This window comes from Robertmurraya sp. FSL W8-0741 (genome assembly GCF_038004005.1).
Classification (GTDB): Bacteria; Bacillota; Bacilli; order Bacillales; family Cytobacillaceae; genus Robertmurraya; species Robertmurraya siralis.
Genome location: NZ_JBBOQG010000001.1, coordinates 2,407,207 through 2,430,741 on the forward strand (window position 1 = coordinate 2,407,207; position 23,535 = coordinate 2,430,741).

At 38.5% G+C, this 23,535-nt stretch carries 24 protein-coding genes; 18 read left to right on the forward strand and 6 right to left on the reverse strand.

Annotation, left to right across the window (positions count from 1 at the left end):
• Positions 1-2: 2 nt before the first annotated feature.
• The 6 genes from NST02_RS11710 (at position 3) to NST02_RS11735 (ending at position 4,977) form a co-directional block, all read left to right on the forward strand.
• A complete protein-coding gene (locus tag NST02_RS11710) occupies positions 3-392 on the forward strand; it encodes a hypothetical protein (protein WP_137743114.1) in 390 nt (129 codons plus the stop codon).
• 242 nt (positions 393-634) lie between these two features.
• Complete coding sequence (locus NST02_RS11715; protein ID WP_095306366.1) at positions 635-856, forward strand: hypothetical protein; 222 nt, start codon at positions 635-637, stop codon at positions 854-856.
• A gap of 376 nt (positions 857-1,232) precedes the next feature.
• Positions 1,233-2,309 (forward strand): glycoside hydrolase domain-containing protein, encoded by a 1,077-nt coding sequence (locus tag NST02_RS11720; protein WP_340949056.1) that lies wholly within the window; start codon positions 1,233-1,235, stop codon positions 2,307-2,309.
• A gap of 202 nt (positions 2,310-2,511) precedes the next feature.
• Positions 2,512-3,015, forward strand: coding sequence for a DoxX family protein (locus tag NST02_RS11725; protein ID WP_340949057.1), 504 nt, complete (start codon positions 2,512-2,514; stop codon positions 3,013-3,015).
• 255 nt (positions 3,016-3,270) lie between these two features.
• Positions 3,271-3,825, forward strand: coding sequence for a YkoP family protein (locus NST02_RS11730; RefSeq protein ID WP_340949058.1), 555 nt, complete (start codon positions 3,271-3,273; stop codon positions 3,823-3,825).
• 27 nt (positions 3,826-3,852) lie between these two features.
• Positions 3,853-4,977, forward strand: a complete 1,125-nt coding sequence (locus NST02_RS11735) for an MGDG synthase family glycosyltransferase (RefSeq protein WP_340949059.1) — start codon at positions 3,853-3,855, stop codon at positions 4,975-4,977.
• Positions 4,978-5,306: 329 nt separating this feature from the next.
• On the opposite strand, the gene NST02_RS11740 is transcribed toward NST02_RS11735, so the two are convergent.
• Positions 5,307-5,471, reverse strand: a complete 165-nt coding sequence (locus NST02_RS11740) for a manganese catalase family protein (protein WP_137743112.1) — start codon at positions 5,469-5,471, stop codon at positions 5,307-5,309.
• Positions 5,472-5,736: 265 nt separating this feature from the next.
• On the opposite strand from NST02_RS11740, the gene NST02_RS11745 reads away from it, so the two are divergent.
• A complete protein-coding gene (locus tag NST02_RS11745) occupies positions 5,737-7,092 on the forward strand; it encodes an amino acid permease (RefSeq protein WP_137743111.1) in 1,356 nt (451 codons plus the stop codon).
• Between the two features lie 51 nt (positions 7,093-7,143).
• Here the strand turns inward: NST02_RS11745 and NST02_RS11750 are convergent, their stop codons facing one another.
• Positions 7,144-8,004 (reverse strand): manganese catalase family protein, encoded by an 861-nt coding sequence (locus NST02_RS11750; protein ID WP_095306359.1) that lies wholly within the window; start codon positions 8,002-8,004, stop codon positions 7,144-7,146.
• Positions 8,005-8,210: 206 nt separating this feature from the next.
• On the opposite strand from NST02_RS11750, the gene NST02_RS11755 reads away from it, so the two are divergent.
• The gene (locus NST02_RS11755) at positions 8,211-8,567 is read left to right on the forward strand and encodes a hypothetical protein (protein WP_095306358.1); all 357 of its coding nucleotides are present in this window, start codon (positions 8,211-8,213) and stop codon (positions 8,565-8,567) included.
• Positions 8,568-8,603: 36 nt separating this feature from the next.
• On the opposite strand, the gene NST02_RS11760 is transcribed toward NST02_RS11755, so the two are convergent.
• Positions 8,604-9,233: a LysE family transporter gene (locus NST02_RS11760; RefSeq protein ID WP_445678154.1), complete on the reverse strand. Its 630-nt coding sequence runs from the start codon at positions 9,231-9,233 to the stop codon at positions 8,604-8,606.
• Positions 9,234-9,564: 331 nt separating this feature from the next.
• On the opposite strand from NST02_RS11760, the gene hutP reads away from it, so the two are divergent.
• The 6 genes from hutP to NST02_RS11790 all read left to right on the forward strand — a co-directional run bounded on the left by hutP (position 9,565) and on the right by NST02_RS11790 (position 16,154).
• On the forward strand, positions 9,565-10,008 hold the full coding sequence (hutP, locus tag NST02_RS11765; protein WP_095306356.1) for a hut operon transcriptional regulator HutP: 444 nt from the start codon (positions 9,565-9,567) through the stop codon (positions 10,006-10,008).
• A 220-nt stretch (positions 10,009-10,228) separates the two neighbouring features.
• Positions 10,229-11,728 carry a histidine ammonia-lyase gene (gene hutH / locus NST02_RS11770; RefSeq protein WP_137743109.1) on the forward strand — a complete coding sequence of 500 codons (1,500 nt, stop codon included), beginning with the start codon at positions 10,229-10,231 and terminating at the stop codon, positions 11,726-11,728.
• A 58-nt stretch (positions 11,729-11,786) separates the two neighbouring features.
• Complete coding sequence (hutU, locus tag NST02_RS11775; RefSeq protein WP_340949061.1) at positions 11,787-13,457, forward strand: urocanate hydratase; 1,671 nt, start codon at positions 11,787-11,789, stop codon at positions 13,455-13,457.
• Entirely contained in the window at positions 13,457-14,722 is a 1,266-nt protein-coding gene (hutI, locus tag NST02_RS11780; protein ID WP_340949062.1) for an imidazolonepropionase, read from the forward strand. The genes hutU and hutI overlap by 1 nt, the downstream gene beginning before the upstream one ends.
• Positions 14,719-15,690, forward strand: coding sequence for an agmatinase family protein (locus NST02_RS11785; protein WP_095306337.1), 972 nt, complete (start codon positions 14,719-14,721; stop codon positions 15,688-15,690). The genes hutI and NST02_RS11785 overlap by 4 nt, the downstream gene beginning before the upstream one ends.
• Before the next feature lie 125 nt (positions 15,691-15,815).
• Entirely contained in the window at positions 15,816-16,154 is a 339-nt protein-coding gene (locus tag NST02_RS11790; protein WP_095306336.1) for a hypothetical protein, read from the forward strand.
• A gap of 363 nt (positions 16,155-16,517) precedes the next feature.
• On the opposite strand, the gene NST02_RS11795 is transcribed toward NST02_RS11790, so the two are convergent.
• Positions 16,518-17,237 carry a CAP domain-containing protein gene (locus NST02_RS11795; RefSeq protein ID WP_340949064.1) on the reverse strand — a complete coding sequence of 240 codons (720 nt, stop codon included), beginning with the start codon at positions 17,235-17,237 and terminating at the stop codon, positions 16,518-16,520.
• Between the two features lie 441 nt (positions 17,238-17,678).
• Here NST02_RS11795 and NST02_RS11800 point away from each other — a divergent pair, with 441 nt between their 5' ends.
• Positions 17,679-18,707, forward strand: a complete 1,029-nt coding sequence (locus tag NST02_RS11800; protein WP_373315028.1) for a CAP domain-containing protein — start codon at positions 17,679-17,681, stop codon at positions 18,705-18,707.
• 236 nt (positions 18,708-18,943) lie between these two features.
• Here the strand turns inward: NST02_RS11800 and NST02_RS11805 are convergent, their stop codons facing one another.
• The gene (locus tag NST02_RS11805; RefSeq protein WP_095306334.1) at positions 18,944-19,123 is read right to left on the reverse strand and encodes an H-type small acid-soluble spore protein; all 180 of its coding nucleotides are present in this window, start codon (positions 19,121-19,123) and stop codon (positions 18,944-18,946) included.
• Between the two features lie 84 nt (positions 19,124-19,207).
• Positions 19,208-19,537: a hypothetical protein gene (locus tag NST02_RS11810; RefSeq protein ID WP_095306333.1), complete on the reverse strand. Its 330-nt coding sequence runs from the start codon at positions 19,535-19,537 to the stop codon at positions 19,208-19,210.
• A gap of 196 nt (positions 19,538-19,733) precedes the next feature.
• Here NST02_RS11810 and NST02_RS11815 point away from each other — a divergent pair, with 196 nt between their 5' ends.
• Genes NST02_RS11815 through NST02_RS11825 form a run of 3 tightly spaced genes read left to right on the forward strand, consistent with a single transcriptional unit; the run spans position 19,734 to position 23,271 of the window.
• Positions 19,734-20,483 carry a DeoR/GlpR family DNA-binding transcription regulator gene (locus NST02_RS11815; RefSeq protein ID WP_095306332.1) on the forward strand — a complete coding sequence of 250 codons (750 nt, stop codon included), beginning with the start codon at positions 19,734-19,736 and terminating at the stop codon, positions 20,481-20,483.
• Positions 20,480-21,406, forward strand: a complete 927-nt coding sequence (gene pfkB / locus NST02_RS11820) for a 1-phosphofructokinase (RefSeq protein ID WP_095306331.1) — start codon at positions 20,480-20,482, stop codon at positions 21,404-21,406. The genes NST02_RS11815 and pfkB overlap by 4 nt, the downstream gene beginning before the upstream one ends.
• Positions 21,403-23,271, forward strand: a complete 1,869-nt coding sequence (locus tag NST02_RS11825) for a PTS fructose transporter subunit IIABC (RefSeq protein ID WP_340949067.1) — start codon at positions 21,403-21,405, stop codon at positions 23,269-23,271. The genes pfkB and NST02_RS11825 overlap by 4 nt, the downstream gene beginning before the upstream one ends.
• Positions 23,272-23,535: the final 264 nt, after the last annotated feature.

The window sequence follows — 23,535 nt, forward strand, 5'->3', positions numbered from 1 at the left end:
CCATGAAAAAAAAGCTTCTTTTAACAGCAATCTCGGCTACTTTATCTGTAGGTATTCTTGGTGCTTGTGGAGTAAATAACAACAGAATGAATGATGATGATGGTGTAAACTATAGCCCCGTAAGATATGATCGACAAGATGATACAGGCGTGTTTGATGGAAATCGCCGAAATAATGGGGTTGAACCGGTACGATTCCGCTCAAATGACAATAACCGTGGGATATTCAATGATGTAAACAACCGGACAAACAACGGTGTGTTTGATACAAATCATAATTTAAACACGGATTTAATTGATAATAATCGTGGTGCCGATGGAATTGACCCTGGCACGAACGGAAGAAGAAATGTTAATGCTCCCTCAGGTACAATGAGAGGCGGAAGCCGTTAATTGAAAAGATGTGAATAGGTGAAAAGGACATCAATATTATGTTGATGTCCTTTTTGCTGCTTTTAAATACGTTTTAATTGTAATTAATGGTTATTGCATTTATAATTCAGGTATAAAAAATATATAATAACATATTTAAATTAAAAATTGTTGAACTTGAACATTTATTCACATGATTGTCATAATTAAGTGGTGATTATGTGTAAATATTTTTGCATTTTACATGGGGGAGGGATCATGGCGTGATTAGAATCGTTGCTGCTGGTGTCGGGGGTTTTGTTCTCGTGTTTATTGAATCATATATTGTGTTGCTTTTAAAAGGTTACCATTCAATTGAATTCGGAGGAATGGCGCCGTTTATAAGTGTCTGGGCGATGAATTTTTTCTTGCTGTTTTCCATTTTTACTCATATCAAAATTTGGCTTGAAGAAAGAGAGGCAACACGAGAAGAAACGATAAATTAGTTTATTATCATTAAAAAGCTGTGTCAAAAAGGTCATTAAAAACGACTTTTGACATCAGCTTTCTTTTTTTGTGTTAAATTTTGGTATTATTCGATCCATAAAATGGATGTTTCTCTTTTTTTCTCAATGCTTCTTACTTTTGTTAAGGTTTCCTATTCGGTTCTTGGCTCCCGAACTTAATATCGATTGATAGAGCTAGTGCCCACTCACAAAAAAGAGCCACCTGAAGTAGAAACCAATCATTTTTATAGAGAGCATCAAAAAATTAAGCTTCTGGGACAATTTCTTTTTTTCGTAGATTGCCAATTTTTCACAAGCCCATACGGTCATATCCCTTGTCGCATATGATGTTGCGAAAAGACAAGGAGGGAATGGTATGGTAAAAGGGAAATTAATACCTCTCGTAGTTACAGCATTCTTCATCGTTGTCATCGCGGTATTTTCTTTCTCGCTTATGGGTCCAAGTTTATCTGAACCGGCATCAAGTACAGTTTCGGCTGATGAAACGGAAATGAGTGGCGCTGGGGAAAGTGGAGATAGTACGGTTACAAATAATGTTGAAAACAATATAAATGGAGAAAATGCAGAAGTTAATAATTCAATTGATAATAATGTGAAGAATGGTGAAAAAAATAAAGTTGATAATAACGTTAGCAATAATATAGAAATAAATGTTGATGTAAAAGTAACAAATGAGATTGGCAATCATGTAGAGGGACAAAGCTCAAATTCCAGTCATGAAGATGGAGGCTCATCTAATAACAGTAATGGTGATGATGCGAGTGCTAGCAGCGACACCTCAAATGATGAAATCGTTTGGGGTGTTGATTCAGCAAGCCATACTAATTCAGAAATGCTGGCTTGTGTAAAAGAAAATTTCGGTGATCCTCTTATATGGGGAAGATATTTAGGGGAGAAAGACGGAGTTTCAGAAGGACTTACTGCCGATGAGATTGAGCTTCTTCACTCAAATGATATCGAGATTCTGCTGATTTGGAATCACTTTGAGGATGCAAGAGGATATGAAAATGGACGAAGTGAGGCCGAACAAGCTATTGCTAAGGCGGAAGAGTATGCTGTTCCTGAAGGAGTAGCACTATTTGCTGATATTGAACCGAATTACCCTGTTGACTCGGAATTCATAAGGGGTTGGTCAGAGGTTATGTTTGACTCAAAGTATGAATCAGGGATATACGGTATTTTTGATGCAGAAGCCGATTTAACTAAAGCCTTTAATGAAGCTGCTCAAAGTAATAGCCATATTGGTGAGCAAACGTATATTTGGACAGCGTCTCCAAATATCGGAATTACTTCACAGTCTAACGCTCCAGAATACGAACCAGAAGCTCCAGAAAATTCAAAAGTTGGCGGTTGGCAGTATGGAATAGATGCAGAAAGCTGTAATATCGATACAAATCTTTTTTCGAATATCATTACGGAAGTACTTTGGTAGCAAAGGATGGATGGGATCACATTCCATCTTTTTTCTTTTAGAAAACAAAGATATGGGGCCAGTTCTGAGGAAGGCCATAAAGCTGAAAACGATTTCGATTAATTCTGATTTGTTTTCACTGCCCTCCTTTAATTAACAGTAAAAACTTTCTTGAATACGGGATGATTAATACACAAAATATAGAAAGAAGGGGGTAGATAAAATGTTTGTTCGATTTTTAAGAGACAGTAAAATTGCAGCGTTTGCTTTATTGTTAATGAGATTATATTTAGGCTATAAATGGTTGACGAGTGGCTGGGGCAAAGTAACGGGCGGCGGGTTTGATGTCAGTGGATATTTACACGGTGCAGTTGCGAATGCAACAGGTGAAAATGCTGCTGTTCAGACGTGGTGGGCAAACTTTTTAGAAGCTATCGCCATTCCGAATGCTGGATTATTTAGCTATTTGGTGATGTGGGGAGAAGTACTTGTTGGTATGGCATTAATCCTTGGAATCTTTACAACTTTTGCTGCTTTAATGGGAGCAATTATGAATTTCTCCTTCTTGTTTAGTGGGACGATAAGCGTCAATCCGCAAATGCTTTTATGGACAATCTTTATTTTGGTTGCTGGATATAATGCAGGTAGATTTGGCTTAGACCGCTACATTTTACCCTTTTTTAGACAGAGGTTTACAAGAACAGATGGTCCAATCGGGCAAGTGTAGTGGATATGGTTAAAGTTCAAATGTTCGGGAAAGTACGGGGGATGTTCCAAGATGAGCGGGAATGGAAATTTACTTCACTTAGGTAAGTCTTTCGGTAATACCAAAATGAACTAAAACCAGCACCAGTATTAAAAAATGCTTCTGTAAAAAAATTTGCTTCCTTAAGGATAGGATCAAGCTTTACTTTAGAAACTAATTATGGTGACGAAAAAACATCCTATTATCTATTTGTAAGTTTTAAAGGAGAGACCATTAGTGAGAGGCTTTATTTTTTCGTTTTGGCAAAAAATTGATCCGATTTATTATTCTTGCACACGTTTAAAATATGTCTCAGATAAAGGAGACAATATTTTTAGGATTCGATTGACTAAGTATAAAGGAAGGAATATTGTCCTTTCAGATGGTACGCGTATAAATAAAAACGATACATTAGTAAAAATTCACCTTCACAATGTCCGCCTTTTAATGGAAATGAAGGAAATAAAAAGTGAACTAAGAAAGGCAAAGATCATTTATCGTCATGTGCATAATTCACTTCCGGGTTTAGAGTTTTATATACGCCATCATTTTTCAGCTCATAATGTTAAAGGAATCATAGGAATTACGCTTTTAAATAAAGGTTGTGAACGGCTTGGTTTTGAAATTATCGAGATTATAAACCCTGTTTATAAATTGTATAAAACTTTAAGTTTTCTTCCCATAGGCGTCCTATCTCATGAAAGTGTTAAGTTGAATGATGTGTTAAAAAAACAGAGGCCAAATTACTTATTTATGTCTACGGCTAAACTAAGCAAATTATATAGAGTATAAAGTCGATATAGATTAGAGGAAAGTACAATGGGAAATTATGAGAAAACAGTACTCTTTTTACCTTTTTTACAAATACCTTCAGGACATCATCAAGTTGCAAATGCTCTTATAGATAGTATCGAAAGAGTAAATCCAGCTTTAAAGTGCGAAAAAAAGGATATTCTGGCCTATGGTTACGGAAAAGTTGAAAAATTTATTTCCAAATTTTATATCAATTGGATCGCGAGCTTTCCTACAGTTTATAATTTAATTTATCAAAATACAGTGTATAAGGAACCGCAAAAAGAAAAACGTTATCGAGCTTACGAGTTTCTTTTTTTACGCTTTATGAAAAAACTTATTGCAGAAACGGATCCCGATGTTATTGTTTGTACCCATTCTTTGCCTTCTTATATGTTAAATTACCTCAAACAAAAAGCGGAAATTAAAACACCAATCATTAATGTATATACAGATTATTTTATTCACCAATTATGGGGAATAGATTGTATTGATCAACACTTTGTTCCGACTGCTCAAATGAAGGAGCTTCTTATGGAAAAAGGAGTGAGAGAGGAACAAATTTTTATTACTGGCATCCCTGTTCATAACAAGATTACAAAACTGACAGCGACGAAATTGCCTTCCTGCAATCAAACTTTTACAGTGGTGGTTTCAGGTGGAAATCTTGGTATTGGAGCGATCGAAGAATTGTTAGAGGATTTAATCAATCACTATCCCAACAAGTTAAAGCTAATTGTTCTCTGTGGAAAAAATAAAGAGCTCTATAAAAAAATTTCTTCGTTAAAAATTGACTACATAGAGGCATATCCGTTCATTGCTAACATGGAAAAAATGAATCAATTGTATGATGAAATGGATGCGATTATAACGAAACCAGGAGGTGTCACAATAAGTGAATGTATTTATAAAAGAAAGCCCATTTTTATCTATCATGCTTTACCAGGACAAGAGCAGATTAATTTAGAGCATCTAAAGGAATACGGCCTAGTTTTTCACTTGAAAAAGAAACGCGTGCTTGATCAGGTTTTTTCGATTCTGAAAGAAGAAAAGCTCCTGCAAAAATATCAATATCAAATTGAAAAATATCACAGCGAAATTTGTTCCACGGAGCCAGCACAACTCATTGCGCAGTGGCTGGAAAGCAGATGACGTGAATGACCTCCGTTTCTGCTTGAGCTGGTGATGAATTGAAAACGCGTTGAAACTTCCTAAGATAAGTCAAATGAAGAAAGCTACGCTGATAAATCTTCGTGCATAACCCATTCAAGTTTGCTTGCAGTGGGAAACTACTTGCTGACAAGTTCCGTTGAGAACGTACTTGGAATAATTGGAATCATGTTCTGTTCTAGTTCTTCGATTGTTGCAATCCATTGATTTTGATGCATTGTATTTGGAGAAAATTGGAAAATACAACAGAGCTCTCACTCTTCAATATCTGTGATTGCTCTTTTTTTTGACTTAACAACTTGAAGGCGATCTTAGCTTTCGGCATGTAAATTTGCCAGGAAATCAGGGAGCAATCTGCCGCTTGCAATCGTGTAGCAAAAAGTCCAAGGATAGCCCTGTACTGTCATCCTTTCTGCTCCAATATCCAGTAGCATATCGCAATTCCTTCTGTTCTCCTCTACAATTTCATCGTTCAACAATATTGCACCCTTGCTGAGATTTCTTTAAATTGTCTACCAAGAACTGATCTGTATTTTTTGGAAGTAGTTAAGTTTTACATTATCCTGTAACTCTTTATGTGGCAAAACAAATACTGTTCTTCCCTTTTTGAAAATATTGAATATTTCAATAGTATTCGGTACGGCTATGAATATTATGTATCTTAAAATGTTTATCAGGCCTTACATAATAAGCAGGAGGATGTGAATAATAATTTGGGATGATATGGGGAGGGACACCTTTATGGAGATACCAGAACGTGCAGGGAGTCTAACTAATAATAACGATTCCAAAAAAAGTGTGAAAAAATTAGCTTGGTGGCAGCTTTCATTGATTGGTGTTGGCTGTATTATTGGAACGGGATATTTTCTTGGTTCTGGAATTGGGATTAAGATGGCCGGACCATCGATATTAATTACGTTTCTGTTGGCAGGTTTAGGAACATTTATTGTCTCGGATGCATTAATGAAAATGTCTTCAAAGGATCCACAAAAAGGCTCCTTTCGTTCATATGCGAAAAAAGCCTACGGTAGTTGGGCTGGTTTTAGTAGCGGTTGGGTCTATTGGTTTTCTGAGATGTTAATTACCGGAAGTCAGCTAACTGCTCTTTCAATCTTATCCAGGTTTTGGTTTCCAAATCTACCGCTTTGGATATTTGCAGCGGGATATGCGATTTTGGGAGTTATTGTCGTCGTAATTGGGACAAAGGGGTTCGAACGAGCACAAAATATGTTTGCCATTGTTAAAATAGCGGCTATTTTTATGTTCATCATTTTGGCAGTTGCTGTCCTATTTGGTCTGTTTGGTGGAAGCAAAAATGATTTTATCATCCATGGTACGGTGGAGGATTTTCTCCCTAAAGGGATGATGGGGTTATGGGCCTCTCTTATCTATGGTTTTTATGCGTTCGGGGGAATTGAAATCATGGGAATTATGGCACCGAGGCTCAAAAATAAGAGAGATGCAAGGAAATCAGGAGCGATTATGCTCATCATTCTTACAACCGTGTATCTTGTATCTATCGTATTAGCTACTGGATTAGTTTCAATCGATAAATTTAACGCTGATGAAAGTCCATTTGTTAGTGCACTCGAAAAATATCATTTAGATTTCTTTCCCCATGTATTTAATGGCGGAATTATTATCGCTGGATTTTCAACAATGGCGGCGTCGTTATTTGCAGTAACAAGTATGTTAGTCACTTTATCAGAGGATGGAGATGCACCGAAGTTTTTTTCAAGGAAGGGGAAATTAAAGGTTCCGCCATATGCTTTAGGATTAACCATTTGTGGCCTCATTACCTCGATCATCCTATCCTTTGTGATGCCTGATAAGGTGTATGAATATATAACCACAGCAGCAGGGTTGATGCTTTTATATAATTGGTTTTTTATTCTCGTTTCCTTTCCTAGGCTTATTCATGCGACCAGTTTTGATCATGTCAAAAGATTCACGGGAATGGCATTAATTTTACTTGCAGTCAGTGGAACACTTATCCATGGGTCCAGTCGACCGGGGTTTTTTGTGAGTATATTATTCGTTGGATTCGTCTTGCTTGTCCTTTACATAAGACATTTAAAAAAGCGTAAGAATAAATAACCCTTTAAACCTAATGGTTAAAAGGGGGCGAGTGTTTGGTGCAATAAACGGTTATTTCATATTTGGAGGCAGCAGTCCTTTTCCTCCACTAAGGACAATAGGAAGAGTGTTGTGAATATAAGGTGGAGCAGGCTTTAATTTTGGCTTTTTTGCCAAAGGAACTGGATTTTCAACATAATTAAAGGTGCCTTGCTTATCAATGCTCGGCCCTTGAGCCCATCTTCCAGCGGCACTTTCATTTCCTCTTGAAAAGTTGAATAAAGTGTAAGAAACTTCTTGTTTTTCCAATTCTTTCGGGAATGTGCTTGGTACGACAACATTTTCTTTTGCCTCTAGTTCTTTAATAGCGGCGATCCATTGATTTTGATGCATCCGATCCCGGGCAATCAGCCAAGAAAGCATATCTTTAACACCGCGATCGTTTGTTGCTTCATAAAGTCTTACTGCTTGAAGCCGGCCTTGCGATTCAGCATTTAGATTTGCCCTAAAATCAGCTAATAGATTTCCGCTCGCAATGATATAATCTGCGGTCCAACGATTGCCAACACTGTCTGCCGGCATAGCGCCAAGCCCTGAGACAATAGCGTGCTGAGGATTCATTCCACCTAAAATTGCTCCAATAACTGGATCTTTAGCAGCGTCTTCCAAGTCACCTACTGGGGCACCGTCAAGTAGGCGGGCAATCATTGTTGCGAGCATTTCAATATGGGCAAGTTCTTCTGTCCCGGTATCCATCAGTAAATCTTTATATTTTCCGTTTCCTCTTACGCTCCAGCCTTGAAATAAATACTGTAGGGCAACGGATATTTCACCGAATTGGCCACCTAAAACCTCTTGTAATTGCTTGGCAAACAAAGGGTCCGGCCTTTCGGGCTTTGCGTGATACTGCAACTCCTTCACGTGATAGAACAATGTCATTCACCTCAAATAAGTTATCGTTTTTGGATTATCATTTTATTGTATTTATCGATGTTGTATTTGTGTTTGTCTAGGATAACGGCCTAAATTTTTCCGCTGGTGCCTAGTCTTTGGAATAAAGGGGATGCTACATAAGAATAATAAAATGTAGCGATTCAATCAGCCAAGCTCCCGGTGAAAAAATGAGAGGAAGTGAAAAAATGTCTATATTTGTTTACCAAACATTTGAGGTTAAACAGGAGAAATTTAAAGAAGCGCTTACATGCGCAAAAAAAATTAAAAAATATCGAAATGAAAAGTACAATCATCATGTCGAAATGTTGACCCCCATTACTGGACATGACTATACATACGCATTACTTGCCAAGTATGATGGTTTGGCTGAAATGGAATTGCAAAATAGGAAAATGTTTGATGATGAAGACTATTTAAAGCTAATCGGAGAATTTTTTTTGGAAAATATTGTTCAAGGAAGTATGAATACGCAAATTTTTAGGACGATGAATGATATCCTTGCTGACAACAAGGAAGAGGGAGAAAAAGAAGAAGAGAAATAATAAATTGGACTGGGAAGAAGGTATCCCAGTCCGATTTTACAGTATTTCAATAATTCCTTCGTAAACAAAGTATAGGCCAAATCCAATTAATGACAAACCAGATATAATGGAAATAAATTTGAGAATATAAGAGTTAAGAAATGTTCGTAAACCAGTTGTGAGTGAAGCAATTAATAGATCCCACAGCGTCAGACCAAGAAATATCATACTGCTGTAAAGGAGCAGGGAGCCTGGTCCATTCATTTGCGCTGTTTTTGCTAATACAGAACCGTAAATGCCAAGCCAAAATAAAATCGATAAAGGGCTGGTGATTGACATGATAAATCCAGTTAAAAAACATTTTCCGAGGCTGTCTTTTCCATTCCGATTATCAAGCGAAACAACACCTGCGTTAATAATTCCTTCGATTCCAGAATAAAGAAGAATGAATCCACCGAAAAGCCATAGAAATATTTGTACGATGGGAATCTCAAGGAAGTTGACCATTCCCAAATAAACGATCAGCATAAAAATACCGTCCGCAATCATCGAGCCTGCTCCGACTATCCACGCATGCCAAAATCCGTTTTTAATTCCTTTATCCAACCGGGCAGAATTAACCGGGCCAATGGGAGCAGCTAGAGTAAAACCGAGTAGAATATAACTAAATAAAAGACTTATACTCAAATACATCACTCCACAATAATTTAACTTGTACATTGTATGTGAGAAAATTTTAACTATGAGTACTTGTCCCAAAAAACTATTTTTGCGAGTTCATCCACGTAAAAAGAGGAGCTGAATGGACTTTTAGAATTCTAGCTTTTCCTCAATAATACATCCGCGAAACTACTTCACACTGAAACCAACTTGAATATTGTCGGCATCGACAGTGATTTCGATTGACATATACGAATATTTACCATATTCTAAAAATAGATATTAGAGTCAATCCATTCCAAGTAAACTTTGGAATGAAATCGATATTAGTCAGAATACGTATAGTGAGTGGTTGCCAATGGCTTTAAAGAAAGAACAGCGTATTGGACGTCATGCAACCTTACTTTTGCTAACAGATGATCATCGTGAGCTCTCGCAACAAACAGAGCAAATAGGATGGAAAAGCTGTTTAGGAAAAGTGGGATCGATGGAGTCGCAAAAGGTAGTTGCTGCGATAGAAGTGGCAGCAAAGCAACAAGGAGTTATAAGTCAAGAGCTTTATCGGGAAACACATGCTTTATACCATGCGATTATGGAAGCTCTCCATGGAATAACTCGTGGGCAAATGCAGCTAGGTTCAGTGATGAGAACGGTCGGGTTGCGCTTTGCCGTGGTGCGAGGCAATCCATACGAAGATGAAGCAGAAGGCGAGTGGATTGCAGTCGCCATCTATGGAACGATTGGAGCACCAGTTCGAGGTTTAGAGCATGAAACATTAGGACTTGGAATCAATCATATTTGAGTGGATGCGTTGGCAAAATTTAAACAATATCAATATGTTTTTCCAGTTTTAATATTGATTCTTACATGATTCAGACAACCAATTGCATAAAGAATGCCCAGAGCAATTAGATACTAGGGGGCTGTACACGCTAAATCAAAAATTTGATTTTACGTGTATGGCTCCTTTTTTATGTGGCGCTTTATCTTGGTAAAGGAATACAACGGAAGCAGGTGGATATATGGTGATTTTAACAGGAAATACATTGACGTTAAAACAAATGAAGAAAATTCTCTTGGAGCAAAAAAGTGTATCAGTTTCTGAAGAGAGCTGGGAGAAAGTCGAAGAAAGCCGAGCTGCAGTTGAAAAAATTGTTAAAGATAACCGAGTTGTCTATGGGATTACGACAGGTTTTGGAAAATTTAGTGATGTATTAATCAATAAGGAGCATGTTGAAGAACTGCAACTGAACCTAATTCATTCGCATGCAGTAGGTGTTGGAGAAGTTTTTCCAGAAAGCGTTTCAAGAGCGATGCTAGTCCTAAGGGCGAATGCCCTTTTAAAAGGGTACTCTGGCGTTCGCAGGATAGTAATTGAAAGATTGCTTGAGTTTGTCAATAAGGGGATTCATCCAGTCGTCCCTCAGCAGGGTTCATTGGGGGCGAGTGGGGATTTAGCTCCACTCTCCCATTTAGTTCTTCCGTTGTTGGGAGAAGGTGAAGTATTTTACAAAGGCCATAGAGTCGAGGCTTTAAAGGCAATGACGAAAGAAGGGATTTTTCCGATTACGTTAACAGCGAAAGAAGGGCTTGCTTTAATTAATGGAACACAAGCGATGACAGCAATGGGAATTGTCGGATATTTAGAAGCAGAAAAATTGGCCTATCAATCTGAAATGATTGCTGCTATGACAATGGAAGGATTAAATGGCATCATTGATGCTTTTGATCAGGATGTCCAAATTGCCCGCGGTTATCCAGAGCAAATAAGGGTAGCTGAGAGAATGAGGGAGCTGCTTGCTGGGAGCAAGCTTGTGACAAAACAAGGGGAAATTAGAGTGCAAGACGCCTATTCTTTAAGATGCATTCCACAGGTACATGGGGCAACTTGGCAAGTATTAAATTATGTGAAAGAAAAATTAGAAATTGAAATGAATGCTGCAACAGATAATCCGCTTATTTTTGAAGGTGGAAAAAAGGTTATTTCAGGAGGCAATTTCCATGGGCAGCCGATTGCCTTTGCAATGGACTTTCTCGGTATAGCGATTGCCGAGCTCGCCAATATATCTGAGCGAAGGATCGAAAGATTAGTGAATCCACAATTGAATGATTTACCTCCTTTTTTAAGTCCTGAACCAGGGCTGCAATCAGGGGCGATGATTATGCAATATTGTGCAGCATCACTCGTTTCAGAGAATAAGACATTGGCACATCCGGCAAGTGTAGATTCGATTCCATCGTCTGCTAATCAAGAGGATCATGTCAGTATGGGAACGATTGGGTCAAGACATGCCTATCAGATTATTGCAAATACGAGGCGTGTTTTAGCGATCGAATTAATTTGTGCAATGCAGGCAGCAGAAATAAAAGGGAAGGAAAAAATGAGTCCAATCACAAAAGATATCCTTGAAGAAGGGAGAAAGAAAATTCCTTTTATTGAAAAAGATAGGGTTTTTGCTAAGGACATTTCTGTTGCAGAAGACTGGTTGAAAACATCCGTCTCTATTACGAAAAAAAAGTGAATTTTAAAGTCGAAACATGTTGAAATAACATGATTTTTGAAATTAAGGAGGAGAAGAAATGAAGACTAGAAGCAAAGTTATTCGCTATCGAGGAACGGAACTAAATACAAAAGGCTGGCAGCAGGAAGCAGCTCTGAGGATGCTGATGAATAATTTAGATACAGAGGTTGCTGAGTGTCCAGAGGATTTGGTTGTGTATGGAGGAATTGGCAAAGCAGCACGAAATTGGGAAGCCTTTGATACGATCGTTGAGTCATTGAAAAAATTGGAAGCTGATGAAACGTTAATGATCCAGTCAGGGAAGCCAGTAGCGATTTTCAAAACACATACCGATGCCCCGAGAGTTCTCATCGCCAATTCCAATCTTGTCCCTGCTTATGCGAACTGGGATACATTTCATGAATTAGATAAAAAGGGTTTAATGATGTATGGACAAATGACAGCAGGAAGCTGGATTTATATAGGATCGCAAGGTATTGTTCAAGGAACATATGAAACCTTTGCCGAGTTAGCAAAGCAGCATTTCAACGGTTCATTACAGCATACGGTAACAGTTACTGCTGGATTGGGCGGAATGGGAGGTGCTCAACCTCTCGCGGTGACAATGAATGGTGGTGTTTGTATTGCAGTTGAAGTGGATGAAACAAGAATTGCTCGGAGATTAGAAACGAAGTATACCGATATTAAGACGAATTCATTGGAGGAAGCATTACAATTAGCAGCAGCGGCAAAAAAAGAAGGAAAGGCGCTTTCAATAGGTTTATTAGGAAATGCAGCAGATGTTTTGCCAGAAATGCTCAGCAGAGGCTTTATTCCAGATATTTTAACCGATCAGACTTCTGCTCATGATCCGTTAAACGGTTATATTCCATCACAGATGACTTTAGAAGAAGCTGCACGTTTAAGGGTTGAAAATCCAGAAAGATACGTAAAAGCAGCGAAAAGTTCTATGGCGAAACATGTAAAAGCAATGTTAAAAATGATGAACAAAGGTGCTATCACATTTGATTACGGCAATAATATACGTCAAGTAGCGAAGGATGAAGGGGTAGAGAATGCTTTTGACTTTCCGGGCTTTGTCCCAGCTTATATACGTCCGCAATTTTGCGTCGGGAAAGGTCCGTTCCGTTGGGCAGCTTTATCAGGAGATCCAGAGGATATTTATAAGACGGACGCAGCTATCCTTAGAGAATTTGCTGACAACGAGCATTTATGTAATTGGATTCGCATGGCTCAGGATAAGATTCAGTTTCAAGGTCTGCCTTCACGGATTTGTTGGCTTGGATACGGGGAAAGAGCGCATTTTGGCAAAATTATCAATGACATGGTAGCTAGTGGTGAAATCTCAGCCCCGATTGTTATCGGTAGAGACCATTTAGATTCTGGGTCAGTTGCTTCACCAAACAGAGAGACAGAGGCTATGCTTGATGGCTCTGATGCCGTATCCGATTGGCCGATTTTAAACGCTCTCATTAATGCGGTAGGCGGGGCTACTTGGGTTTCCGTTCATCATGGTGGCGGAGTCGGCATGGGTTATTCCCAGCATGCGGGAGTTGTCATTGTTGCTGATGGAACAAAGGAAGCGGAGGAACGGATTAAAAGAGTGCTTACGACAGACCCGGGCATGGGTGTAGTTCGACACGCGGATGCTGGCTATGAATTAGCGAAGAAGACTGCTCGAGAAAAAGGAATTCGCATGCCGATGCTTGAGAAGGAGGCTGGGCAATAATGACAAAACCTCTTTGGATCAAAAATGCATCTCAACTGGTTACTCTTGCAAGCGAACAACAAGGTCCCCGTTCAAAAGAAGCGATGTCTAATTTGGGTATAATCGAAAATGGAAGTATTTGGATTGAGAATGGATTGATTAAAGCAGTTGCAACGACTGAAGAAATTAAGCAACGGTACGAAAATCGCCTCCATGAAGCTGAAATCTTTGATGCAAATCATTTGTTGGTGACACCTGGTCTAGTTGATCCTCACACCCATGTCGTCTATGGGGGAAGCAGAGAACGAGAATTTGAGATGCGCCTTGAAGGTGCAACTTATATGGAAATTATGAATGCTGGCGGTGGGATTCATGCAACAGCAAGGATGACACGGGAAGCATCAGAAATGGAATTGTTTGAGCAGACTTCAAGGAGACTTAACTCTTTTTTACAGCATGGAGTGACAACAATTGAAGGAAAAAGTGGTTATGGAATGGACCTTGAGACGGAATTAAAGCAATTAAGAGTGATGAAAAAGCTGCAAAAAGAACATCAGATCGATCTTGTTCCGACATTTATGGGGGCACATGCAGTTCCGCCAGAATACAGAGGCAAAGAAGAGCAGTTTGTTGATTTGTTAATTGAGGAAATGCTTCCCATTATTGCAAAAGAGAAGTTAGCAGAGTTTAACGATGTTTTTTGTGAAAAAGGAGTCTATACTCCTGAGCAATCTGAAAGGATTTTAGAAGCTGGAAAAAAATACGGACTCATCCCGAAAATACACGCTGATGAAATCGAACCTTACAGGGGAGCTGAGCTTGCCGCGAAAGTTGGCGCTATTTCTGCTGAGCATTTGCTTAAAGCGTCTGATCATGGGATTGAAATGATGGCTAAGGCCGGGGTCATCGCTTGTCTCCTGCCGGCAACAGCTCTTTATTTGAGAGAAGAAGCTGCTAAAGGGAGAAAAATGATCGATGCAGGAGTACCGGTTGCCATTTCAACTGATTGTAATCCTGGCTCATCTCCAACCACGTCGATGCCTTTAGTAATGAACCTTGCTTGTATTACGATGCGTCTAACACCAGCAGAAGCTTTGACAGCAGCAACTTATAATGCCGCTTGTGCCATAAACCGTCAAGACGTCGCTGGCTCATTAGAGAAGGGAAAACAGGCAGATATAGTTGTCTGGAATGTAAAGGATTATCGTGAACTGCAATATTTATTTGGTGTTAACCACGTGAAAAGTGTTTGGAAAAAAGGTGTTAAGGTGGTGTCAAATGAATGAATGGGCATTGGTTGCATTCCCCTGAATGGAAATGGACTAACAACAGCACGGTAGATAAGCAATTTGTTCATCAATGGGTCGTTCCACTAGAGGAAATGTCCTCATATCCAGATGTAGTTCTTTATGGTGCGCCAATTTCCCGTTCATCGATAAGTGTTTCAGGCGCATCTCAATATCCAGATGAATTTAGGAGAATGTGGAAGAAGTTTGCTACCTATCAAATTGAAAAGAATATTGATTTAACAAAGCTTAACGTGGCAGATGCTGGAGATGTTCAAATGCATACGACTGATATTCTCCTTTCTCATGAGAGAATAGAGGCTGCAACCTTCCATTTAGTTAAAAAATATGCGCGCTCTGTCACTTCTCTCATCGGAGGTGATCACTCCGTAACTGCTTGTGCCATCCGTGGCATAAAAAAACAATATCCCGAGGAGAAAATCGGTATTCTTCAATTAGACACTCACCTAGATGTAAGGGATCCAAGTGAGCTTGGACCAGCAAATGGAACACCAATCCGACAACTAATTGATGGAAATGTTGTTGAGGGCAGGCATATTATTAATATTGGCTTGCATGGTTTTTTTAATGCAAAGTCTCTTGTTGACTACGCGCGGGAAAAAGAAATTAAGCTAGTTCCGTTAAATGAAGCAAGAAATCAAGGTTTGGTGCATACGATAAAGAGGTCGCTCGAATACTTGGCACAGGAAGTCGATAGAATTTATGTAACTGTTGATATGGATGTTCTGGATATTTCCGTTGCACCTGGTGTTCCAGCCTCGACTCCAGGTGGCATGAACTCCCAAGAATTGTTTGATATTTTGTTTGAGATCGGGACACGTCAAGAGGTTAACCATATTGATTTTGTTTGTCTCGATCCTACGAAGGATTCAATTGTTGCTGAAACGGTTAAAATTGGGGTCTATGCTTGGCTGCAATATTTAAGCGGTGTCGCTGTTCGAAAATAACTTTAAATATCTCTATACTTGCTAGTAAGTTTTAGCAGGCCATAATGATTAAATTGACCTATCGATAAGAAGTGTTTAAAATTATTTATGTCTGCGCACAACTTTTGCTTACAGGTGGGGATAGAATGACGATTTTTATTCTGATAGTTTGTATAGTTCTTGTCTTAAATCTTTATCGGTATCTACCCGTATGGGGAGTACGTTGTCTACAAATGTTAGAAATAGATGAGAATAGCACAACGATCGTTGATGTTCGGGATTATAATCAATCATATAAAGACGTTACCCAAGCAGCAATTAATATACCAGTGGCGTATTTAAATAGATATTTTCATGAAATTCCGGGTAAACAAATACATGTTGTCGCTGCCACTTCACTTGAAAAAAATATCAGCATCCGTTTCTTACGAAAAAAAGGGTATGCTGTTAAAAGCTATACATTAACAGACTGCCAATGTAATTAAAAGAATTAGGTGCTAAAAAATTTACAGCACTCATCTGTTGGTCAAACTGCCGATAGACTCGTTCAAATCGAGTTTGCCGACAGTTTTTTTGTTGTTTCGACAAAAACTTTCATTGCCGCGGATATTTCTTTTATGAAAAAGACGTTGAAAGAAATTAATCAGTTGTATGAGGCAAGTTGACTGTCGGAATTTAATTTTGATTTTTTAGATAGCTCATGAGGACAGGTACAAAACTCAGCATCTACAGAAAACGATCTTCTAGCGATCCTTTGAGGCAAAAAGAAAAGGGATTAAGAGGTATCCTCTAAAATCCCTTTATCGATAATTGAATTGACAGAGTTAAATTATATTTTTTACAAGCTATTATTTACTAATAAACATTTGTGTCCAGTAATTCCCATTCGCTACATAGCCAACGCCGATATGGGTAAAGGAAGAATTTAAAATATTGGCTCGATGTCCTTCACTATTCATCCACGCCTGCACGACCTCTTCAGGTGAACGCTGTCCCATGGCAATATTTTCTCCAGCAGAACGATAAGTAATTCCGAATCGCTTCATCATATCAAAAGGAGAACCATAGTTTGGGCTTGTGTGGCTGAAATAGCCCATCGTTTTCATGTCCTCAGATTTTGCTCTTGCAACTTTGCTCAAATTTTCATCAATCTTCAAGGCAGGAAGCCCATTTTTAGAGCGCTCTTCATTAGTTAAATCGACCACTTTTTGTTCAAAGGCACTTGCTTGAGTGTTGGACATTGTTGGTTTTTGTTCGCTTGTTTCCGGTTTTTTTGGCGTCTGTTGCTGGGCTGGTGCAGGTTTCGTAGAAACAGGCTTATCTGTCGTCACCGTTTGGTTGTTCTTTGTTGGTTGTTTTTGATTAAGTTGGAAATTAATCTGACTCTTTTGCAAATATTTGTTAAGTAAACGATTTAATTGTTCTTTTTTTAAATTTCCTTGTTGGTAAATAGTTATGTTCTTAACATGCTTTGTCTCAATAGTTGCCGCATTTGCGTTAATGGCTGATGCCGAGGTAAATAAAAGAGCGGCAGAAGCAGCGATTGGTATGATGAATTTCTTTTTCATATGGTATAGCCTCCTAGAATCTCGTGTTTTGCTTGCCTCTACATGTTAGCATGCGATTTTTGTCATAATTCAGGGAGGTTTTTCCATGATAAGGCTATGAAAAAGATGGGTCATTATTCCATTTGTGTTATACCCAATAAATATCTACATTTTTTAAAAAAATAGTAAAATCAAAAAATGTTAATATTTAGGTTGAATGTTATAAATTACAACTAATTTGGGGTTGACAGAGTGTAAAAGAAGGGCAGTTTATTACATCTATAACGAATATGTAACTAAATTTAATGGAAAATGGCAACAAAGTTTTAGTTATATGTATTGCTAATTGTGTTTTTTATAAAGATGTTTTCCATTTAACGTGATAATTACCACCTATATTATCACTCTCTTCCATTAAAACTAAGGAAGTAGTTAGTACATTTTATAAAGGAGGGGTTTTAATTGATAAAGAAAACATCAAGTGTTGTACTGACTTCCGTATTGCTATTCAGCCTTGCGGCATGTGGAGTAGGTAATGACAACGTTGCCTATGATCCATCAAATGACGGCAGAGCAGGTAGGATTCCTGTTCGCAATGACGCTGACAATAATCGTGGTTTTTTTGAGCGTAATTGGGAAGAAGGAAACAACTTTATTGACAATGTCGCTAATGATGTAGGGTTTCAAGGTAGAAATCGAGTCAATCGTCGCAATGACAATGTCGATATTTCTGCTTCTAACACAAGCATTAACAGTGATAAATATCCACATACAAAAGCTGTCTTGATTCAAGATGCAAAATTTTCTTTTACTACAGATGATGGAAATGATTTGGCTTCAATTCAGAAGCAGCTTGAAGAACAATTAAAAGCAAGATTCGGTCAATTAACACCACAACTACGTCAGCAGGCTAAGCAACAAGCTCAACAACAAATCCAAAGGCAGCCAGCGCAGCAACAGCCGTCACAGCAACAGCCAGCGCAGCAACAGCCAGCGCAGCAACAGCCGTCACAGCAACAGCCGTCACAGCAACAACCAGCACAGCAACGGCCAGCACAGCAACAACCAGAACAACCAAAACAACAGGAGCAAGCACAGGGTGAAACAGGAAATATTAGTGAATATGCCCAACAAGTTATTGATTTGACGAACCAAGAGCGTGCAAAAAGCGGCTTACCAGCATTAAAGGCGGATGCGAAAATTAGTAGTGTTGCTTTGAAAAAATCTCAAGATATGCAGGCGAATAATTATTTTTCACATACGAGTCCAACGTATGGTTCGCCGTTTGATATGATGAGGGATTTTGGCGTCACTTATAAATCAGCTGGTGAGAACATTGCTCAAGGACAAAGAACACCACAGGAAGTTGTTCAAGCCTGGATGAATAGTGAAGGACACCGCGCTAACATTTTAAATTCTTCTTTTACTCATATTGGCGTAGGATATGAACAAAATGGAAATCATTGGACACAAATGTTTGTTGGAAGATAATAATTCTTTTGGGAGTCTTATTGTCAACGATAGGACTCCCTTTTATACATATTCATTTATTGGCGGCGGAATAGGTGAAAATACCTAAAAAAAACCGTTCCTAGGGGAACGGATAAAAGAGACGGTGTTCAAGCAGGAAACTAACCTATATGTAGTGGAATCTAAGAAGATAAAATCAATATATTGATTTTTATTTTACCATATGATTTCAGGTTAGGCAAATTGTTACTATTTACTCATACTTCCTTTAATTCAGAAATTTCGACGGTAGTTCTTTCTTCTAAAGGTCCTCTTAAATGGACGGTTGCAGTTTGTCCATCTTCATTAAGCTGATCAATCCAAACTGATGCACCATTATAATGAACTTCAATATCTGCCGAAGAAGATAATATTTGTTTGATACGTTTAATATCCATCCGATGTCCTCCTTCCTATTTCTCATTGTTAGTTTGTCAGAGGAATGGATATTTTATGCTGTTCATTTTATAAAAAACGAAATATTACAGCAATATCAGCACAGCATAAGGAAAGACAATAAAGATGAATGAAACCGTCAAAATGGTTGCCATCGATTTTTTCGTCAATTCTTTCCCTTCTCGTTTAATAGGTAACCCATTTTTATAAATGACGAATATGATTGCAAGCAGTGCTAATGCTTGAAGTGCAAACAAAATTTTATGGAAGAGCGCACTTGCCGACAAATCTTGCACTGTTGTGTTTGAAATTAAAAGAATCACTCGATCGTTTATGGTACCAAATAGGCCAAAAAACAAAATGATGAGAATGAGAATAATGAAGAAATCACGGTAAAAAGTTTTTATTTTAGCCATGGATAAAACCTCTCTTATTAATTAATGAAGCATATATATGCTACCATTTCTCGTTATTAGAAACAATTGAATGACAAGATTTTTGAAAGAAAATGATTGTTTTTGATTAAAATTGATTGAAAATGATTGATTTTGGTTGAGTATTGCAGTATGATAGAAACATGAAAGATGAAAACGCTTCAATGGAGGTGGTTTCTTGTTAGAAACTGAACGACACGAAAAAATTTTAAAGCTGTTAAAAGAGAAAAATACAGTGAAAATTCACGAGCTCGTTGAACTTACCGCTTCATCCGAATCAACGATTCGCAGAGATTTAACATATCTAGAGAATAGAAAATTTTTAAAGAGGGTTCATGGTGGTGCAGCAAAACTACAAGGCAAATTACAGGAACCGACCATGATTGAAAAATCATCCATAAACCATCAAGCAAAACAAAAAATCGCAAAATTTGCTGTCGGATTAATCGAAGAAGGTGACTCTATTTATCTAGATGCAGGTTCAACCATTCTAGAAATGATCCCGCATCTTCCAGAAAACATCGTGGCAGTCACAAACGGAATGACGCATTTACCATTGTTATTAGAAAAAAATATAAAAACATATTTAATTGGCGGCTTTGTCAAACCGTCGACAAAAGCCATCATTGGTCGAGACGCTTGGGCAAGCCTTCAGCATTATCGTTTTGATAAATGTTTTATGGGAGTTAACGGGATTCATCCTCATTTCGGATTTACAACCCCTGATCAGGAGGAAGCGACCATAAAAGAATTAGCCATGTCGTTATCGCGAGAAGCATTCATTTTAGCTGACGATTCTAAATTTACAGAAGTTGCATTCGCAAAAATTGCCGATATTGAAGCAGCAACGATCATTACGAACGAGTTAGAGCGCGATATTGAAAAACAATATGAGGAAAAAACAGTTATAAAGGTTGTGACATCATGATTTACACAGTTACGTTAAATCCATCTTTAGACTATATCGTTAAATTAAATCAAGTTGAACTTGGTAGCTTAAATCGCTCCAGCGCAGAATCGAAGTTTCCCGGTGGAAAAGGGATAAATGTGTCACAAGTGTTAAAAAGGGTTGGTGTCAATAGTAGAGCACTGGGCTTTATAGGGGGCTTTACTGGAGCTTATATTGAAGATTTTCTGAAAAAAAACGGAATTGAAACAGACTTTGTTTATGTTAATGAAGATACGAGAATTAATGTCAAAATAAAGGCTGAAGAGGAAACGGAACTGAATGCTAAAGGTCCTGCCATCTTAGAAAGTGATTTCACAGCATTAAAGGAAAAAATTCAAAACCTTACCGAAAACGACATCCTTGTTTTAGCTGGAAGTATTCCAACCTCAATGCCACGAAACACTTATGAGGAGCTGGCTAAAATTTGTCTGGAAAGGAAGGTGAAATGGATAGTCGATGCTGAAGAGGAACTTCTCAAAAGCATCCTTATGTATAAACCTTTTCTCATTAAACCTAATCATCATGAATTGGGTGACTTTTTCAATGTGAAAATTGAGAGCGGGGAGCAAGCTATCCCTTATGCACAAAAGCTTGTGGCAATGGGAGCAAAAAATGTGATCGTGTCTTTGGCAGACAAAGGTGCCATTTTTGTTAATAAGGATACGACATTGAAATCTAATACGCCAACTGGGGAATTAAAGAGTTCTGTCGGTGCAGGAGATTCAATGGTTGCGGGCTTTATTGCTAAGTACGAGCTTAGTGGTGACTATGAAGAGGCCTTTCGATACAGTGTTGCAAGTGGAAGCGCGACAGCGTTTTCCTTAGGTTTATGTACGAAGGATAAAGTAGAGGAAGTATTGACTCAAGTAAAGATAGAAAAGGTAAAGGGGGAACAATTATGAGAATTACTGAGTTGTTAACAAAAGAAACGATAAAACTTTCCATCAGTGGAAATGAAAAAAATGAAGCAATTGAAGAATTGGTTGAAGTTCTTGATCAAGCCAATAAATTAGCTGACAGAAATCAGTTTAAAGAGGCAATATTAACGCGAGAAGCTCAGAGTACTACAGGAATTGGAGAAGGTATTGCTATCCCTCATGCAAAGACGAGCGCGGTTCGTGAAGCCGCTATTGCGTTTGGCCGCTCTCAGTCTGGTGTTGAATACCAATCACTTGATGGTGAGCGAGCGCATCTAGTATTTATGATTGCTGCAACTGAAGGGGCTAATGATACCCATTTGGAAGCCCTTTCAAGACTTTCGACTATTTTGATGAATGGGGAAGTAAGAGAGCAACTTTTACATGCAAGCACTGAGGATGAAATTATTGCCATTATTAATAAATATGATCAAGAAAAAGAAGTAGAAGAGCAGTCGATGAGTGGAAAAAATGACTTTATCGTCGCCGTAACAGGATGTCCAACAGGGATAGCTCATACGTATATGGCGGCTGATTCATTGAAACAAAAAGCTCAGGAACTGGGGATCAATATTAAAGTTGAAACAAATGGGTCAGGCGGAGCAAAAAATATATTGACCGAAGAAGAAATAGAAAATGCAACTGCTGTCATTGTTGCAGCAGATACAAATGTGGAAATGAACCGTTTTAATGGGAAGCATGTGATAGAAGTTCCTGTCGCTGATGGAATTCGTAAGCCACAGCAATTAATTGAAAGAGCGATCAAACAAGATGCACCGATTTATAAAGGACAGGGGGGAGCGAAGCAAGAGAATAATCAAGAATCTCGCAGTGCTGCTTCCATGATTTATAAACACCTAATGAGTGGTGTATCCAATATGCTTCCATTTGTCGTCGGTGGAGGGATTTTGATTGCCATAAGCTTTATGTTTGGGGTTAACGCATCCGATCCATCTGATCCATCTTATCACCCGATTGCAGAAGCGTTAAATACGATAGGTGGCGGTACTGCCTTCGGGTTAATGGTTCCGATTTTAGCCGGTTTTATTGCGATGAGCATTGCAGATCGTCCAGGTTTTGCAGCAGGGATGGTTGGCGGTATGCTCGCAGCGACAGGTGGTGCCGGTTTCCTCGGTGGTCTCGTCGCTGGTTTTCTCGCCGGTTATTTAGTAGTTGGTTTGAAAAGGATTTTCTCAGGTTTACCTGCTTCACTCGAAGGGATTAAAACGATCTTACTCTATCCATTATTGGGAATTGCATTAACTGGTTTTATTATGTTATATGTTGTCAATAAACCAGTTGCCGCTTTAAATACAGGTATTTCTGATTGGCTTTCTACTCTTGGAACAGGTAATGCTGTTTTATTAGGAATTATTCTTGGATTAATGATGTCATTTGATATGGGTGGGCCTGTTAACAAGGCGGCATATGTTTTTGGAACAGGGTTATTAGCAAGTGGTGTTTATGGGCCAATGGCAGCGATAATGGCAGCAGGTATGGTCCCTCCACTTGGAATTGCGATAGCGACAACCATTTTCAAAAATCGCTTTAATAAACAAGACCGTGAAGCTGGTAAAGTAAACTATATTATGGGTCTATCCTTTATTACAGAGGGAGCAATTCCTTTTGCAGCAGCTGATCCGGTTCGAGTGATTCCATCATTGATGGCGGGCTCTGCAGTAGCAGGAGGTCTGTCCATGTTTTTTGGCATCGGTCTTCAAGCTCCTCATGGCGGATTATTCGTTATTCCACTAGTTAGCGGTGGCTGGTTCATGTATTTATTGGCGATTGCGATCGGTGCAGTTGTTTCAGCTATCTTGCTAGGAGTGCTCAAAAAGCCTCTTAAATAAAATGTAAAAACGAACAAGGTCATCTAAGCCTTGTTCGTTTTTTAATGCCGTTTAGTGTTGTTAAATGAACGTCTCTTTTTAGAAAGTGACATAGACTGTGTTCTAATAGCAGCGAATTATTATTGAAAAGGCTCTGTTATATGTCGGTGTTGATCTGGTGAAACTTTGGTTTCACATGAAATGAGCCCAAAATCATTTTAACAACAATTCTATTTAACAAAGCCATTGAAAAAGAACAGTTCCTTGCTGGATTTTACGAAGCTG

Coding starts and splice junctions, on each gene's coding strand:
- hutP (WP_095306356.1), top strand. CDS start 9,565: ATGGCTTTAAAGAAAGAACAGCGTATTGGACGTCATGCAACCTTACTT.
- NST02_RS11720 (WP_340949056.1), top strand. CDS start 1,233: ATGGTAAAAGGGAAATTAATACCTCTCGTAGTTACAGCATTCTTCATC.
- NST02_RS11805 (WP_095306334.1), bottom strand. CDS start 19,123: ATGGATATTAAACGTATCAAACAAATATTATCTTCTTCGGCAGATATT.
- NST02_RS11710 (WP_137743114.1), top strand. CDS start 3: ATGAAAAAAAAGCTTCTTTTAACAGCAATCTCGGCTACTTTATCTGTA.
- NST02_RS11735 (WP_340949059.1), top strand. CDS start 3,853: ATGGGAAATTATGAGAAAACAGTACTCTTTTTACCTTTTTTACAAATA.
- NST02_RS11790 (WP_095306336.1), top strand. CDS start 15,816: ATGACGATTTTTATTCTGATAGTTTGTATAGTTCTTGTCTTAAATCTT.
- hutH (WP_137743109.1), top strand. CDS start 10,229: ATGGTGATTTTAACAGGAAATACATTGACGTTAAAACAAATGAAGAAA.
- NST02_RS11725 (WP_340949057.1), top strand. CDS start 2,512: ATGTTTGTTCGATTTTTAAGAGACAGTAAAATTGCAGCGTTTGCTTTA.
- NST02_RS11795 (WP_340949064.1), bottom strand. CDS start 17,237: ATGAAAAAGAAATTCATCATACCAATCGCTGCTTCTGCCGCTCTTTTA.
- NST02_RS11785 (WP_095306337.1), top strand. CDS start 14,719: ATGAATGGGCATTGGTTGCATTCCCCTGAATGGAAATGGACTAACAAC.
- NST02_RS11745 (WP_137743111.1), top strand. CDS start 5,737: ATGGAGATACCAGAACGTGCAGGGAGTCTAACTAATAATAACGATTCC.
- NST02_RS11810 (WP_095306333.1), bottom strand. CDS start 19,537: ATGGCTAAAATAAAAACTTTTTACCGTGATTTCTTCATTATTCTCATT.
- hutU (WP_340949061.1), top strand. CDS start 11,787: ATGAAGACTAGAAGCAAAGTTATTCGCTATCGAGGAACGGAACTAAAT.
- hutI (WP_340949062.1), top strand. CDS start 13,457: ATGACAAAACCTCTTTGGATCAAAAATGCATCTCAACTGGTTACTCTT.
- pfkB (WP_095306331.1), top strand. CDS start 20,480: ATGATTTACACAGTTACGTTAAATCCATCTTTAGACTATATCGTTAAA.
- NST02_RS11755 (WP_095306358.1), top strand. CDS start 8,211: ATGTCTATATTTGTTTACCAAACATTTGAGGTTAAACAGGAGAAATTT.
- NST02_RS11825 (WP_340949067.1), top strand. CDS start 21,403: ATGAGAATTACTGAGTTGTTAACAAAAGAAACGATAAAACTTTCCATC.